Here is a 14952-nt window from a genome sequence, read left to right on the forward strand (position 1 = left end):
CCCGGCCACAAGGAACGTCAAAGTGCTTCAAACTGGAGGTGGCAATGCCGCAATCCAACATCGCGGATGCACGGGCTTTTTTCGCCAGGCTGATGGCCGGCGCAAGCAGGTCTGCCGATCCGCGTTTCGAGGAGGTGGTGGCAAGTGTGCCACGCGAAGCGTTCATGGGACCGGGACCATGGAAAATCGTTGCCGGACGGCGCTATGTCGAGACACCGGATGCCGACCCGGCCTATCTCTATCAAAATGTTCTGGTGGCGCTCGATTCAAGTCGCGGTATCAACAATGGCGAGCCGTATCTGCACGCGCGCTGGATCGGCTGCGCGGAGCCAAAGCCCGGTGAATATGTCACGCACATAGGCGCTGGAACCGGTTATTATACCGCGATCCTGTCGAAGCTCGTCGAACCCGGCGGACATGTCGATGCCTTCGAGATCGTGGAACATCTTGCAGAGGCGGCGCGCTACAATCTCAAATCCTATGACAATGTCACCGTGATCGCCGGCGATGCTGCCTCGCAGCCAGTGGCTCCGTCAGACCTGATCTATGTGAATGCCGGCGTGATCGAACCGCCCCTGCAATGGCTTGAAGCGCTCAAACCCGGTGGCCGTATGATATTCCCGTGGAGCCCATCGCCCAGCGCCGGACTGACGCTACTGGTAACCGCCAGGGAGGAGGGCCTGGACATCAAGCCGCTGATGCCGGTCTGGTTCATTCCATGCAAGGGTACCGGAGATGTCAGCGAATGTGCGCTTGTGCCTGATCAAAATGAAGCGTCGAAGGCGCGGTCCCTTCATAAAAATGCGGACCGCCCGCCCGACGACAGCGCGGTGGCGATCTACGACACGGTCTGGTTCTCCACCGACCCTGTTCCATAGCGCATAAAAATGCCCCGCCATGGACAGGCAGGGCACGTTAATCAATTCCGGCGATTTAGTTCTGAAGTTCGCCGCCGCCGCCAAGGCCGATCTTGCAGGTGGCTTTGAGCGGCACCCAATTGCTGAGTTGCTTGAAATTGGGTGCCGAGGCACGGTATTGCGTGTCGATTGCCTGGTGGATCGTCAGCGTTCTGGAATAGGTGCCCATAAATGTGCCGTTTCCGGTTGCCTTGGTTTGCACCATGTAGGGGCCGGCCACGCCGCTGCCGCCCGCGCGGGCAATGAATATCGGCACCGAACCTTCCTTGTTGGTGAAAACCCAGGCCGTCAGCTTGGCATCGGCCGGGCAGGTATTCGTTGCGGGTGACTTGATGCCCATCTGAAGCTTGGTGACCTTCAGTTTGGGCTCTCCGCCCTGTTTGATGTCCAATGCATGGGCCGAGCCGGCCATGCCTGCTATGGCTGTTGCGGCAAGGACTGTAAGAATTCTGCGTTTCATGATGTGCCCCCATCAGGTTCATCGTTTCGTGATGGAGCCTATCATGGCAAGGCGGCCCTGAACCAATATTGAACCCCTCGTTAAGCCGGCGTTCATCTGGGCATAGAAGACGGCAATTCCCAATTGGTGATTGAAATTGCCCGGAAAAACCTGTGTCGTGGGCGCGTGATCGGGGACTGTCGCAAGTCCATTCCTGGTCCGCGGGACGCGGGTGCAAAAATTGTTTGCCGTCCTTCGGCGTGCTGAGGGCAAAGGTCGAGAGATTTCATGGAAGCAAAGCTCGAAAAGAAAACGCTGGCGCAGTTGGGCGATGATGAGATCATCCGGCGCATTGACGATCTGCAGCCTGATGATGCGGCACGGTTGCTGAGAAAACTCCCGGCAAGGCGCCGAGGAGCGATAAGTGCCAGGATCGCCGGAGACCGCCGCGCCGAAATCGCACGCCTCGCCGATTATTCGGAAGAGGTTGCCGGCGGATTGATGAATTCGCGCTATGCCGATCTCGATGCGGCAACGCGGTGCAGCGATGCGGTTCGGCAGCTCGTTGCCGAAGATACCGCGGAGACCATCTACATCGCCTATATCGTCGATTCAGAGCGCAGGCTGCTCGGAAGCGTTGGCCTTCGTGAACTTCTTCAGGCGCCGAAAGAGGCCCGCGTTGCCGATGTAATGACACGCACCGTCGATGCCGTTCCCGTCGACCTGGCGGCTGAAGACGCGGCACGCCAGGTCGCGCAGAGCGGACAGTCGGCGCTGCCTGTTGTTGACGGGCAGAACCGTCTGGTCGGCATAATTTCCCATGACGATGCATTCACGCGTCTGGAGGCCGAAGCATCAGAAGACATGCAGCGATTTTCAGCCGTGACCGGTGAGACGGACCAGGATTATCTCGATGTTCCGTTGTGGCGGGATTTCGGACGCCGCGCGCCTTGGATCCTGGGTCTTGCCATTGCCGGGCTGCTTGCCGGCTATGTCGTGCATATCTATGAGAACGCACTGGATGTGCTTGTCATACTGGCGCTTTATATGCCGATGGTGGCGGACACCGGAGGCAATGTCGGCACGCAGACATCAGGTCTCTTGATCCGCTCGATCGCGACAGGACACGTGACCACGGGCAGCGGCCTGCGTATTTTGTGGCGCGAATTGCGGGTTGCTCTTTTGCTCGCGGCAATGCTCTTTGCCTTTGCCTGGGCAAAAGTGCTGTTCATTTCAAACAGTGCGGATGTCCCGCAGGGACTGACGCTTCACATGATTGCCTTTGCTATCGGTGTGGCGATCGCAGTGCAGGTGATTGTATCCGCCGTCATCGGCGCACTCCTGCCGCTGGCGGCATTGAAAGTGCGGCAGGACCCGGCCGTCATGGCAGGCCCCGCACTGACGACCATTGTGGATACCACCGGCCTGCTCATGTATTTCATGATCACGACCTCGATCTTGGGACTTTGAAGGTTTGGCTTTGGAATCTCATATGCGTCTCAACTGCGGGCAAAGCGCGCGCCACATTGAACGCATAATTGAGCGACACACTACGCCGGCAAATGGATAGGCCTTTGATGACAATGCACAATAAGCGTTCAGGACACCCAAACCGCAGGCGGTTTTTGACAGCCGCTGCCGGGTGCGCCGGTGCCCTGGCTTTTTCGCGCAAGGGCCTGGCAGCCGATCCGATCGGCAGCGTTACGGAGCTCACCGGCGAAGCAACTGCAAACCGGCGCGGCGGGCTCATTGAGCTGCAGATCGGTGCGGACCTGATGGTTCGTGACCTGATCCGGACCGGTAAACGCAGCTTCCTGGCAATGAGGCTTGGAGACCAGACGTCCATGCGCCTTGGCGAGGAAACCGAATTGCTGATCGATGAATACCTTGCGGATGTTCAGGGCACATTCGATCTGTCGAACGGTGCGCTCGTATTCGACCGTCCGGAGGATGCGCCGAAAATGCCGACGACGGTAAGAACGGTTTTCGGCCAGATCGGTGTCCGCGGAACGCGGTTTTTTGCAGGTCCCAGCAGGGGTGTCTTCGGGGTTTTTGTGGAACGTGGCGAATTGGAAGTTACAGCCGCCGATGTCTCGCAGTTGCTGAGACCCGGCGACGGCGTCGATATCGCCGAGCCGGGAGCCGCGGCTTCGCAGGTTGCAAAATGGTCGCAGGAGCGGATTGACGAAGCTTTTGCGAGTGTCGAGCCGAACTAGTCGCTTTGGTCTGCATTGGGTCTGACGCCGTACGCCCGAACAGTGCCGATTCCGCGCAATTCTATCTCACCCATGTCTTCCAGATCGTTGTCGCTCACCATCGCCTTCGCATGTTCACCGAGCAATATGGATGTGCCGAACTGCTTGTTGGCATCCTGCAGGCGTGCCGCGGTGTTGACCGACGAGCCGAAGGCCGTGTAGTCGACCCGGTCGGCGACACCGACATCCCCGAGCACGACCTCTCCGGTTTCTATGCCGATGCGGGTGCGGCCGAACCCGGCTTCCGCCGCGAAACCGGAATGTCTGAAATTTTCCGAAAACGCGAGAATCTCGCGTGCGCAGGACAGTGCAACATCGGCGTGTCCCTCAAGATCGACGGGCGCGTTGAAAAGCGCGTGAATGCCGTCGCCGATGGTTTTGTCGATCATGCCGCCATGGGCGATGATAATTCCGGTCAACCCTTCGAAGTAACGATCAAGCAATCCGATCATTTCGGTCGGGCTGATGCGCTCCGTCGTCGTGGTGAAACCTTCGACATCGGTGAACATGGAGGTTGCAATGCGCTGCTCCCCCTTCAATTTCAGCAGGTCCGGTTCTGCGACGAGCTTCTTCACGACAGCGCCCGGAAGGCGCTGCTCGAAGCGCTGGCGGATGATTGTTTCGGCCTTGCGGACGGCTGAAAACTGAATGGCGCTGCTGGCAACGGCTCCCGCAGTCATGGACAGAACCGGGGCCAGCGGATCGAGAATGACATTGGCCAGGTGATGGAATGCGATGCAGGCAATGAGCCAGACCGTGCCGGAAAAAAGCGTTATTGCGGCCGTAACAACCGGCTTCGTGGTTACAGCCACAAACGCCAGCATGATTCCGGCCAGGACTGCGGCCACTGTTGATAACTGCCTAGCCCAATCCGGCATATGGGGGCTGGATCCAAGAAGCAGATTGGTGGCCAGATCCGCATGTATCTGAACGGAGGCCTTTAACGGATTTCCGGGTATCGGACGCAATCCGCCAAGCTCGGCGGCGCTTGAGCCGATAAAAACCGTTTTGCCCGCAATTTCAACGGGATCGACATTTCCGACAAGAACATCGCTTGCTGCAATCGTTCGAGCGAACTGCTGCGCCGCCGTCGAAAATCGCAATCTGATATTGCCGCCGCGATCAAGGCGAGCCTGCACGTCGCCCACCCGCAACTGTGGCGGATCGCCAAACACCAGAACCGAACCGGATTTTTGCGAAAGCCGGATCGCATCGACGGCAAGGGAAGGATACGGTCTGTCCTGAACGGCGATTACGGCCGGCACGGAGCGGATTCGCGCATCGAAATCCCCAGCGAGCGAAAGCGCTGAAATTCCCGTCGCTGCGTCTGTCAGTGGAATGCAGGACATTTCCGCGCCTGCGGCTGTCCAGGCTTGCGGCAGCCTGACATCGGCGCCCAGCGCCACCGGGCTGCGCACCGGTGGTGCCGTTGTCGGCTCACCCGACAACAAAAACCCCATCGAAACGGGCGCGGTGCTGATTGCCGCCACTAGCTTGCGAACGTCCGGCTGGTCGGCGGCGCAGGGCGGCTCCAGCACCAGGTCAACGGCTATGGCAGATGCGCCGAAGCTGTAGACTTCCTCAATGAGTTCAGCCAATCGCAGGCGGGATAGTCGCCGTCCCTCGAATTGCCTCAGGCTGGCGCTGTCGATATCGACGACCGCGATGGCGTCGGTTGCCGGCGGCGGCAAGATCGATGCGATCACGTCGATTGCCGGCTGATTGAGCCTTTCGGAAACGGCCGGGGGGCTGATCCAGAAAAACAGCGCAACCACGAGGGTGACGAGGCTTCCCAATCCGCCCGATATCAATTCCCGTCTTCCGATTTTGACAGATCGGCTCAACCCGGATTAGCCCCTCTACTGCATTTTGGCGGCAAGCGTAGTGCAGCAGGCCGATTGCGGCAATTACTGCCATGAATGGCAGTGTGTTCAGGAAAGGGGAAGCTCCCGCGGCAGCCCGCGGGAGCTCATGGATCAGGCGCCGGGCGAATAAAGGCGGCGGTTGAAAAATCCGCTGCGCTCGAGCTGGCCGAAGCTCTTGGCGGCGGCGAGCACGGCAAGGTCGAGTACCGGCTCGATAATGATGACACTCATATAGGCAATGCCGAAGGTTCCGATCTGCGCCAGGTTTTCAGCGCCGAACCCGTTGCCGTAGAAGGCCCAGAAGGCAACCCAGGCGACGATACCGCCCTGATAGGCCGTCGACAGCGCCAGCGCCTGTTTGTACGAGGCGTCCTTGTAAGCGGTGCGGGCCGGAATGATCTTTCCGGCAAGCGCGTTGACTGCGATGAGCGGCACGATCAGCGTCGTGATGTTCATGCCGTATTGCGGCAGGTCGAATGGGGCAAAGAAGACGCCCTGTGCAAACAGACCAAGCGCCAGTCCGATAGCGGCGGGTCCTGCGCCGAAGATCAGGAACAGTGTCGATCCAAGAATGAAATGCACTTCCGAAACGCCGATCGGATAATGCGGAAAAACCTCAAAGAAGCTGAAGACCAGTGCCGTCGTTGCAATGGAGCGGACCATCAACGACGAGATTCCGCCATTATTCTTGATGTCACTGTAGGCTAGTTTTGCGGCGATACCGGCAGCACCGGCCGCGGTGGCGTAGCTCAGTACAAGCTTGGCGCTGTTGACGACGCCAGGTTCGATATGCATGTCGTTTCCTTTTCTTGCACCCGTCGTGCATTTGCAGCGCTGCCGGGCAGGCAACGCCGGTTCAAGGTATTATCCGGGCAGGTCTCCTGACTCGCGCATTGCGCCGTCCTTCCGCCTTCCCAGGAAATCCCAGTGGCATGTGGAAGCGGCATGCGCTCACAGTTGCGAGGGCAGTCACGGATCAGGCCCCTGTTGGGTCGTCCCTACCGTGTTCCCATTTAATCCAGCAGGCTTTGCCCGCTTGGAACCCGAATCCCTGAAACGTAACGGTGCCCGTTGCTGCGGGCAATGTCGACTGCGACGGATTAAGAGAAATTTGCAACTTGAATGAAATAAGATACCGGCTAGGTTCTGGGCACTTGATACGACACGCGAGATCTTGCCGGATGCCAATGGACCCGCCACGCCCGGAATTGGTGATTTTTGATTGTGACGGCGTGCTGATCGACAGCGAAATCATTAGCGCGATGACATTGATGGAGCTGTTGGCGGGGCACGGCCTGCAGATCGACCTCCAGCATGTTCAGCGCCATTTTCTGGGCCGTAGTTTCCCGACGGTCGCGGCATCCATCCGCAATCAGTTCGATCTCGATCTGCCGGCAAGCTTCGAAAGCGATTACCGCAGGATATTGCTGGAGAGTTTTGAGGGAGGGCTGTCGCCGAGCGACGGAATCTTTGCCGTTCTCGAAACCCTCGTCGTGCCCTATTGCGTCGCCACGAGCAGCAGCCCCGAGCGGGTGCACCGGTCTCTCAAGATCGCCGGCCTCGATCGCTATTTTGCCGATCACACCTATACGGCATCCGAGGTCGAGAAGGGCAAACCGGCTCCCGATTTGTTTCTTCATGTGGCCGCAAGCGAGGGTTTCGAGCCGGAAAGATGCCTTGTGATTGAGGACAGCATGCCGGGTGTGGAGGCAGCCAACGCTGCCGGCATGAGCGTTCTTCGCTACATTGGCGGCAGCCATTTCGATGGAGTCCGTTCCCATGCCGAAAGGGAAGCCGGCGGCAGCGCGGTATTTGATTCCTGGAGCAAATTCTATGACATTGTGCCTTCATTGAGGGGGCCGGACAGCACAAGGGGGCCGCGTGGCCAGCAAATCTGAAAGTGATGCAAACCGTCTGGACGATGCTGCGCGTGCCGGCTGGCTCTATTATGTTGTCGGCGACACGCAGGATGAAATTGCCAGAAAGCTCGGTGTCTCCAGGCAGTCGGCACAACGGCTTGTCTCACTGGCCGTCAGCGAGCAGTTGATCAAATTCAGGCTGGATCATCCGATTGCGCGCTGCATGGAACTGTCCCAGATGATCAGTCAGCAGTTCGAACTGCGGATGTGCGAAGTCGTGCCCAGCGATCCGGCTGCGCCGTTTTCCATTGCCGGAATTGCGCAGGCCGGTGCTGCGGAGATGGAACGGCATCTCAGATCGGAAGAGCCCAAGGTGATCGCATTCGGTACGGGCAGGGCACTGCGGGCCTGTGTCGAACAGCTGCGCCCGATGGACTGTCCGCATCACACGGCGGTCTCGCTGCTGGGCAACATGATGCTGGACGGGTCTGCCACGGCCTATAACGTGATCATCCGGTTTGCCGAACGTATCAATTGCCGGCATTTCCCGATGCCGCTTCCGCCGCTTGCGCGCACGGCCCAGGAACGCGAGATGTTCCAGCAGCAGGAGCCGGTTCGCAATATTCTGGACGTCGCCACCAAGCCGGATGTGACCTTTGTCGGCATTGGCGAGATCGGTGAAGCCGCTCCCATGCTGGTTGACGGCTTCATCACCCACGACGAGATGCGGGCGCTGACGGCAGCGGGCGCTGTCGGGGAAATCACCAGCTGGGTTTATGACGAAAGCGGCGCGCTCATCAAGGGTCTGACAAATGACCGCGTTACCAGCGCGCCGCTGCAGAAAAATCCCGACCATTTGCGGTGCGGAATTGCTGCGGGCCGCTCCAAAGTGAAGGCGATAAAAGCTGCCATGAAGGGCCGTCTGATCAACGGTCTCATCACAAACGAAGCAACGGCAGAGCAATTGCTCAGATAGTGAGCAATTTCCTAAATTATTTAATCCATTGAATTTATTGAGATAAATCCGGAGCTGTCTCATTTGGAGCCATTTTACACCGCAATGGGGTTGACTCATTCGGTGCAATTGAGTGAGTATTTGCTCATTACGCAAGCAATTGCTCAATGAATTCTGGGAGGAGTTCCATGGAATATACCGTTCGCACTCTTGTGGCGGCGGCCGCCGTGTCATTGATGGCGTCGACCGCACTCGCCGAGAAACTCACCATCGCGACCGTGAACAATGGCGACATGATCCGCATGCAGGGTCTGACCGATGACTTCACGAAAAAGACCGGCCATGAAGTCGAGTGGGTCACACTTGAAGAGAACGTATTGCGCCAGCGTGTCACGACAGACATCACCACAAAAGGGGGCGCCTTCGACCTCATGACGATCGGCATGTACGAAACGCCGATTTGGGGCAAAAACGGCTGGCTCGTTCCGCTGGACGATTTGAGCGCCGAATACAATGTTGATGACCTGCTTCCCGCAATGCGCGCGGGCCTGAGCCATGACGGCACGCTCTATGCAGCGCCGTTCTATGGCGAGAGCTCGATGATCATGTACCGCACCGACCTGATGGAAAAAGCCGGTTTGGAAATGCCGGACGCGCCGACCTGGCAGTTTATCCGCGAAGCTGCCGCGGCCATGACGGATCGCGATAATGACATCAACGGCATCTGCCTGCGCGGCAAGGCAGGCTGGGGTGAAGGCGGTGCCTTTATCACGGTGACGGGCAACTCGTTTGGCGCCCGCTGGTTCGATGAAGACTGGAACGCACAGTTCGACCAGCCGGAATGGGCCAATGCGCTCAACTTCTTTATCGACATGATGAAAGAGTCCGGCCCGGCGGGCTATGCGACCAACGGCTTCAACGAAAACCTGTCTCTGTTCCAGCAGGGCAGATGCGGCATGTGGATCGACGCGACCGTTGCTGCGTCCTTCGTGACCAACCCAAACGACTCCACCGTGGCTGATAAGGTCGGCTTCGCGCTGGCGCCGAACAGCGAAGGCGTTGAAAAGAAGTCGAACTGGCTTTGGGCCTGGGCGCTGGCTATCCCGGCGGGCACACAGAAAGCCGATGCCGCCAAAGAGTTCATCGAATGGGCGACCTCAAACGGCTATATCGAACTGGTCGCCGCGAAAGAAGGCTGGGCCAACGTGCCTCCGGGCGCACGCACATCCCTGTATGAGAACCCGAACTACAAGGACATTCCGTTCGCCAAGAAAACCCTGGAATCCATCCTGGCCGCCGATCCGAACAACCCGACGGTCAAGCCGGTTCCCTATGTCGGCATCCAGTTTGTCGCCATTCCGGAGTTCGCCGGCATTGGCACGGAAGTCAGCCAGGAGTTCTCCGCAGCCTATGCAGGCCAGCAATCCGTCGAAGAAGCGCTCGCCAAGGCGCAGGCTCTGACCAACGACGCTATGGAAGCGGCGGGCTACCGCTAGGCCTTCCTCCCAAGTCGAGAGCCTGGAGGGCGGCACACCCGGTTGCCGCCCTCTGGCAAAGAACAAGCCGCTAATCCAGACTTGCTCTAAACCCTTTACCGATCGTCTGAACTGGCGCCACACTGCGCCAACAGAGGAGGTTTGTCATGGCGACCCAGCACTCACGATCCGCCGCCCGCTTCATGATGGCGCCCGCAGTATTCCTGCTTCTGGTCTGGATGTTGGTGCCACTGACAATGACACTGTTCTTTTCCTTCAAGAAGTATCTTCCGCTCAGAGGCGACTCCATGGCCAACGGTCTCGAATGGGTGGGATTTGCCAACTATGTGCGGTTCGTGGGCTCCAGCTCGTTCTGGCCCAGCATCCAGGCGACGCTGGTTATCGTTGGCGGCGTACTCGTCGTTACCATTGTTCTCGGCGTATTGCTGGCCATGTTGCTGGATCAGCCGATGTGGGGCCAGGGCATCGTCCGCATTCTCGTGATCGCACCGTTTTTTGTCATGCCCACCGTCTCGGCCCTGGTGTGGAAGAACATGTTCATGGACCCCAACAACGGCTTGCTGGCATATCTTTGGAAGGCATTCGGCGCCACGCCCGTGGAATGGTTGAGTCAGGCGGCGCTACCGTCGCTGATCATGATTGTCAGCTGGCAGTGGCTGCCCTTTGCGACGCTGATCCTGTTGACCGCCATCCAGTCGCTCGACAGCGAACAGCTTGAAGCCGCCGAAATGGACGGCGCGCCGGCGCTGAAGCGATTCTGGTTCATTATCCTGCCGCATCTGAGCCGCGCCATCACCATCGTCATCCTGATCCAGACGATCTTTCTGCTGTCGATCTTCGCGGAGATCTTTGTCACGACAGGCGGCGCGTTTGGCACCAAGACACTGACTTACCTGATCTTCCAGCGGGTGCTGGAAAGCCAGAATGTCGGCTTGGGCTCGGCCGGCGGCGTTTACGCCATCATCCTGGCCAACATCGTTGCGCTTTTCCTGATGCGCATTGTCGGCAAGAACCTGGACGCGTGAGGAGATAGACCATGGCCCGAGCTGTCACCAACAATCGCAAGGCATTTAACACGGCATTGGCATGGCTGGTCGGCCTGCTGATATTCTTTCCTATTCTCTGGACAGTCCTGACCAGCTTCAAGACGGAAGCCCAGGCAATCAACGACCCGCCCATTTTTCTGTTTTTTGACTGGACGCTCGAAAACTATGGCGTCGTGCAGGAGCGTTCCGACTACCTCCGCTTTCTTTGGAACTCGGTCATCATAGCCGGCGGCTCGACGCTGTTGGGCATCATCGTAGCGGTACCCGCGGCGTGGTCGATGGCCTTTGTGCCGTCCAGGCGTACCAAAGATATCCTGCTGTGGATGCTGTCGACAAAGATGCTGCCGGCTGTCGGCGTTCTTTATCCGATCTATCTGCTTTTCATTCAGTTGGGCCTGCTGGACACGCGGTTCGGGCTGACCATCGTCCTGATGCTCATCAACCTGCCGATCATTGTCTGGATGCTCTACACCTATTTCAGAGAGATTCCCGCGGAAATTCTTGAGGCGGCGCGCATGGATGGAGCGTCCCTTCGCGAGGAAATCCTCTATGTCCTCACACCAATGGCGGTTCCCGGCATCGCTTCGACAATCCTGCTCAATTTCATCCTGGCATGGAACGAAGCCTTCTGGACGCTCAATCTGACAGCCGCCAATGCCGCGCCCCTGACGGCGTTTATCGCAAGCTACTCCAGCCCGGAGGGGCTGTTTTACGCCAAGCTCTCGGCTGCCTCGACAATGGCAATCGCGCCGATCCTCATTCTCGGCTGGTTCAGCCAGAAGCAGCTCGTGCGCGGCCTTACATTCGGTGCGGTGAAATAGGAAGTTCACTATGGGAAAGATAGCACTCAAACACGTCACCAAGTCCTTCGGAGCAACGGAAGTCATACCGCCGCTGGATCTTGATATCGAAGACGGCGAGTTCGTGGTCTTTGTCGGCCCTTCCGGCTGCGGAAAGTCCACTCTCCTGCGGCTGATCGCCGGCCTCGAGGATGTCACAAGCGGCATGATCGAGATCGATGGCAACGATGCGACAAAAGTGCCGCCCTCAAAACGCGGCCTTGCCATGGTTTTTCAATCCTATGCGCTGTATCCACACATGTCGGTGCGCAAGAACATCGCCTTTCCGTTGAGAATGGCAAAGGTTGACGAGGCCGAACGCGATCGCAAGGTTGAGGCCGCGGCAAGTGTGCTCAACCTGACAGATTATCTCGACCGCCGCCCGGGCCAGCTTTCGGGCGGCCAGCGCCAGCGCGTCGCCATCGGCCGGGCCATCGTGCGTGAGCCCGAGGCGTTTTTGTTCGACGAGCCGCTTTCGAACCTCGACGCAGCCCTTCGCGTCAATATGCGGCTGGAAATATCCGAACTGCACCAGAGCCTTGCAACGACCATGATTTACGTTACCCACGACCAGGTCGAGGCCATGACCATGGCCGACAAGATTGTCGTTCTCAATTCCGGCCGCATTGCGCAGGTAGGATCACCCCTCGAACTCTACCGCTCGCCGCAGAACATCTTCGTTGCCGGCTTTATCGGCTCGCCCAAGATGAATTTCATCGAAGGACCGGAGGCCGAAAAGCACGGTGCCAGGACCGTCGGCGTGCGTCCCGAACATCTCACCCTTTCAACCGATAACGGTACCTGGAGGGGTACGGTCGGTGTGGCCGAGCATCTTGGCTCGGACACGTTCCTGCACGTCCATGTCGATGGCATCGGCACCCTCACGGTTCGCGTGCAGGGCGAAGCCGGGCTTCACCACGGCGATACAATCCATATCACGCCGGACCCGGACCGGATCCATCGGTTCGATGCAGAGGGCACGGCAATTCGATGAAGCGTTTTGAAGGCAAAAACGTGCTGATCACCGGCGCAGCGCGCGGTATCGGCAGGGCATTTGCAGCCTCATTCGCGGGCGAGGGTGCCTGTGTGACGATTGCGGATATCGATATGGAGCGGGCGACGCAAAGCGCGGCTGATATCGGCCCGGATGTTCGCTCTGCCAGGCTGGACCTGACGCAGCAAGGTTCAATCGAACAAACCGTCGCCGAGGCCGACAGCGCCATGGGCGGCATCGACATACTCATCAACAACGCCGCTCTGTTCGACCTCGCGCCGATCACGGAAATCACCCGCGACAGCTATGACCGCCTGTTTTCCGTCAACGTCGCCGGCACGCTCTTCACCATGCAGGCAGTCGCCAGAACCATGATTGCGCGCGGAAGTGGCGGCAAGATCATCAACATGGCAAGCCAGGCGGGCAGGCGGGGCGAGCCGCTTGTCGCCGTCTATTGCGCGACCAAGGCCGCCGTCATCAGCCTCACCCAGTCGGCCGGTCTCAATCTGATCAGACACGGCATTAATGTGAATGCCATCGCGCCGGGTGTCGTCGACGGCGAGCACTGGGATCATGTCGATTCTCTGTTTGCCAAATATGAAGGCCTGCAGCCCGGCGAAAAAAAGCGGCTGGTGGGAGAGGCGGTGCCCTATGGCCGCATGGGCACGGCGGACGATCTCACAGGCGCGGTATTGTTCCTGGCAAGCAGTAACGCCGACTACATCGTCGCCCAGACGCTGAATGTCGACGGCGGGAACTGGATGAGCTGATGGCAATAAAGCTCACCCAGGAATCGCTTGCCGATCTGCCTCATGATGTGGCCGTTCCCGGTTACGACCGGCGCTCGTTGAGACCCGGTATCATCCACATCGGCACCGGCAATTTTCACCGCGCCCATCAGGCCGTCTATCTCGACCGCCTGTTCAATTCGGGCCTGGATCACGACTGGGCGGTGATCGGCGCCGGCGTGCAGCCGTCCGATGCCGAAATGCGCTCGAAACTGCAGGCGCAGGACTGGCTGACAACCGTCGTCGAACTCGCGCCCGAAGGGCTGAGCGCCTGCATTTGCGGCGCCATGGTCGACTTTATCGACATCGACCCGACGGCGCTGGTCGAAGCGCTGACCCGGCCCGATATCAGGATTGTCTCGCTGACCATCACCGAGGGCGGCTATTACGTCGATCCGCAATCGGGCGGTTTCGACCTTTCGCATGCGGACATTTTGAGGGATATTGCCGCTCCCGATGATCCGCGTACGGTGTTTGGCCTTTTAATTGCCGGACTGCGCCGCCGCCGCGAGGAGGGCCTGCCGCCCTTCACCATCATGTCCTGTGACAATCTGCCGGACAACGGCACGGTCACGCGCAATGCCGTCGTCGGTCTCGCTGGTGCCATTTCGCCGGAACTCGGAAGCTGGATCGGCCAGAATGTCGCCTTTCCGAGCGGCATGGTCGATTGCATCACGCCGGCAACGTCCGAGCGCGAACGGCAGATTGTCCGTGACCGCTTCGGCATCGAGGATGCCGCTCCCGTTGTGTGCGAGCCGTTCCGCCAGTGGGTGCTGGAGGATAATTTTCCCGCCGGGCGTCCGGCGCTGGAGAAGGTCGGCGTTGAATTCGTCGATGACGTCGCGCCCTATGAACTGATGAAACTGCGCATTCTCAATGGCGGTCATGCGGCCATTGCCTATCCGGCGGCGCTGCTTGGCATTGAATATGTCCACGAGGCAATGGCGCACCCGCTGATCCAGGCGTATCTCGAAAAGCTCGTGCACGAGGAAATCATCCCGACTGTCCCGAAAATCACCGGCGTGGACTTCGCCGACTATTTCGCCAGCGTCGCCGGCCGGTTTTCCAACCCGGCTGTCGGCGATACCGTTGCGCGCCTGTGCTTCGACGGCTCCAACCGCCAGCCGAAATTCATCTTCCCGGCGATTGCCGAGCGCCTCAGCAACGGACATTCCGTCGAAGGTCTTGCGCTGGAAGTGGCGCTTTGGTGCCGCTACTGCGCCGGAACGGACGAGAGCGGCAACGCCATTGCCGTCAATGACGAAAATGCCGAGTTGCTGTTTGAATTGGCCATGAACGCCCGGTCGAACCCGGCGGTCTTTCTCGAGCAGGAGTCCGTGTTCGGTCCATTGGGAAGCGATGACGCGTTTCGAAGTTCCTTTGCCGCCGCCCTTGAACGGATATGGGCTGAAGGAACGGAGGCTGCTCTGCGGCGTTATCTCGCAGGCTGATTGCAGCGGCTTGTTCCGGTGGCGCACGGCAAATCCGGCGCGGCATTC

General features: G+C 59.0%; 14 protein-coding genes and 1 riboswitch. Of the genes, 11 read left to right on the forward strand and 3 right to left on the reverse strand.

What is annotated here, in order from left to right:
- The first annotated feature begins 44 nt into the window (after positions 1 to 44).
- Positions 45 to 878: a protein-L-isoaspartate O-methyltransferase gene (locus tag ABVT35_RS00485; protein WP_368464084.1), complete on the forward strand. Its 834-nt coding sequence runs from the start codon at positions 45 to 47 to the stop codon at positions 876 to 878.
- 55 nt (positions 879 to 933) lie between these two features.
- Here ABVT35_RS00485 and ABVT35_RS00490 read toward each other — a convergent pair whose 3' ends face one another.
- Positions 934 to 1377, reverse strand: coding sequence for a hypothetical protein (locus ABVT35_RS00490; RefSeq protein WP_368464086.1), 444 nt, complete (start codon positions 1375 to 1377; stop codon positions 934 to 936).
- 267 nt (positions 1378 to 1644) lie between these two features.
- Between ABVT35_RS00490 and mgtE the strand changes: the two genes are divergently transcribed.
- Both mgtE and ABVT35_RS00500 read left to right on the forward strand, forming a co-directional pair.
- Positions 1645 to 2826, forward strand: coding sequence for a magnesium transporter (gene mgtE, locus ABVT35_RS00495; protein ID WP_368464088.1), 1182 nt, complete (start codon positions 1645 to 1647; stop codon positions 2824 to 2826).
- Between the two features lie 107 nt (positions 2827 to 2933).
- On the forward strand, positions 2934 to 3572 hold the full coding sequence (locus tag ABVT35_RS00500; protein WP_368464089.1) for a FecR domain-containing protein: 639 nt from the start codon (positions 2934 to 2936) through the stop codon (positions 3570 to 3572).
- On the opposite strand, the gene ABVT35_RS00505 is transcribed toward ABVT35_RS00500, so the two are convergent.
- A complete protein-coding gene (locus ABVT35_RS00505) occupies positions 3569 to 5455 on the reverse strand; it encodes a CHASE2 domain-containing protein (protein ID WP_368464091.1) in 1887 nt (628 codons plus the stop codon). The two genes, ABVT35_RS00500 and ABVT35_RS00505, sit on opposite strands and share 4 nt — an antisense overlap.
- A 132-nt stretch (positions 5456 to 5587) precedes the next feature.
- On the reverse strand, positions 5588 to 6271 hold the full coding sequence (locus tag ABVT35_RS00510; protein ID WP_368464093.1) for an energy-coupling factor ABC transporter permease: 684 nt from the start codon (positions 6269 to 6271) through the stop codon (positions 5588 to 5590).
- 58 nt (positions 6272 to 6329) lie between these two features.
- A riboswitch (cobalamin riboswitch) is annotated at positions 6330 to 6538 on the reverse strand.
- A gap of 125 nt (positions 6539 to 6663) precedes the next feature.
- Between ABVT35_RS00510 and ABVT35_RS00515 the strand changes: the two genes are divergently transcribed.
- From ABVT35_RS00515 to ABVT35_RS00550, 8 genes are all read left to right on the forward strand, one after another.
- Positions 6664 to 7374: an HAD family hydrolase gene (locus ABVT35_RS00515; protein WP_368464095.1), complete on the forward strand. Its 711-nt coding sequence runs from the start codon at positions 6664 to 6666 to the stop codon at positions 7372 to 7374.
- Positions 7358 to 8311 (forward strand): sugar-binding transcriptional regulator, encoded by a 954-nt coding sequence (locus ABVT35_RS00520; protein WP_368464097.1) that lies wholly within the window; start codon positions 7358 to 7360, stop codon positions 8309 to 8311. Before ABVT35_RS00515 ends, ABVT35_RS00520 begins: the two co-directional genes overlap by 17 nt.
- A 167-nt stretch (positions 8312 to 8478) precedes the next feature.
- Positions 8479 to 9786, forward strand: coding sequence for a sugar ABC transporter substrate-binding protein (locus ABVT35_RS00525; protein WP_368464099.1), 1308 nt, complete (start codon positions 8479 to 8481; stop codon positions 9784 to 9786).
- A 146-nt stretch (positions 9787 to 9932) separates the two neighbouring features.
- The gene (locus ABVT35_RS00530) at positions 9933 to 10811 is read left to right on the forward strand and encodes a carbohydrate ABC transporter permease (protein ID WP_368464100.1); all 879 of its coding nucleotides are present in this window, start codon (positions 9933 to 9935) and stop codon (positions 10809 to 10811) included.
- 11 nt (positions 10812 to 10822) lie between these two features.
- Positions 10823 to 11653 carry a carbohydrate ABC transporter permease gene (locus tag ABVT35_RS00535; protein WP_368464102.1) on the forward strand — a complete coding sequence of 277 codons (831 nt, stop codon included), beginning with the start codon at positions 10823 to 10825 and terminating at the stop codon, positions 11651 to 11653.
- Positions 11654 to 11663: 10 nt separating this feature from the next.
- The gene (locus tag ABVT35_RS00540) at positions 11664 to 12665 is read left to right on the forward strand and encodes an ABC transporter ATP-binding protein (RefSeq protein WP_368464103.1); all 1002 of its coding nucleotides are present in this window, start codon (positions 11664 to 11666) and stop codon (positions 12663 to 12665) included.
- Entirely contained in the window at positions 12662 to 13435 is a 774-nt protein-coding gene (locus ABVT35_RS00545) for an L-iditol 2-dehydrogenase (protein WP_368464105.1), read from the forward strand. The genes ABVT35_RS00540 and ABVT35_RS00545 overlap by 4 nt, the downstream gene beginning before the upstream one ends.
- The gene (locus ABVT35_RS00550; RefSeq protein ID WP_368464107.1) at positions 13435 to 14904 is read left to right on the forward strand and encodes a mannitol dehydrogenase family protein; all 1470 of its coding nucleotides are present in this window, start codon (positions 13435 to 13437) and stop codon (positions 14902 to 14904) included. The genes ABVT35_RS00545 and ABVT35_RS00550 overlap by 1 nt, the downstream gene beginning before the upstream one ends.
- The last annotated feature ends 48 nt before the right edge of the window (positions 14905 to 14952 follow it).

Origin of the sequence: Hoeflea sp. TYP-13 (assembly GCF_040932035.1) — a bacterium.
Classification (GTDB): domain Bacteria; phylum Pseudomonadota; class Alphaproteobacteria; order Rhizobiales; family Rhizobiaceae; genus Hoeflea_A.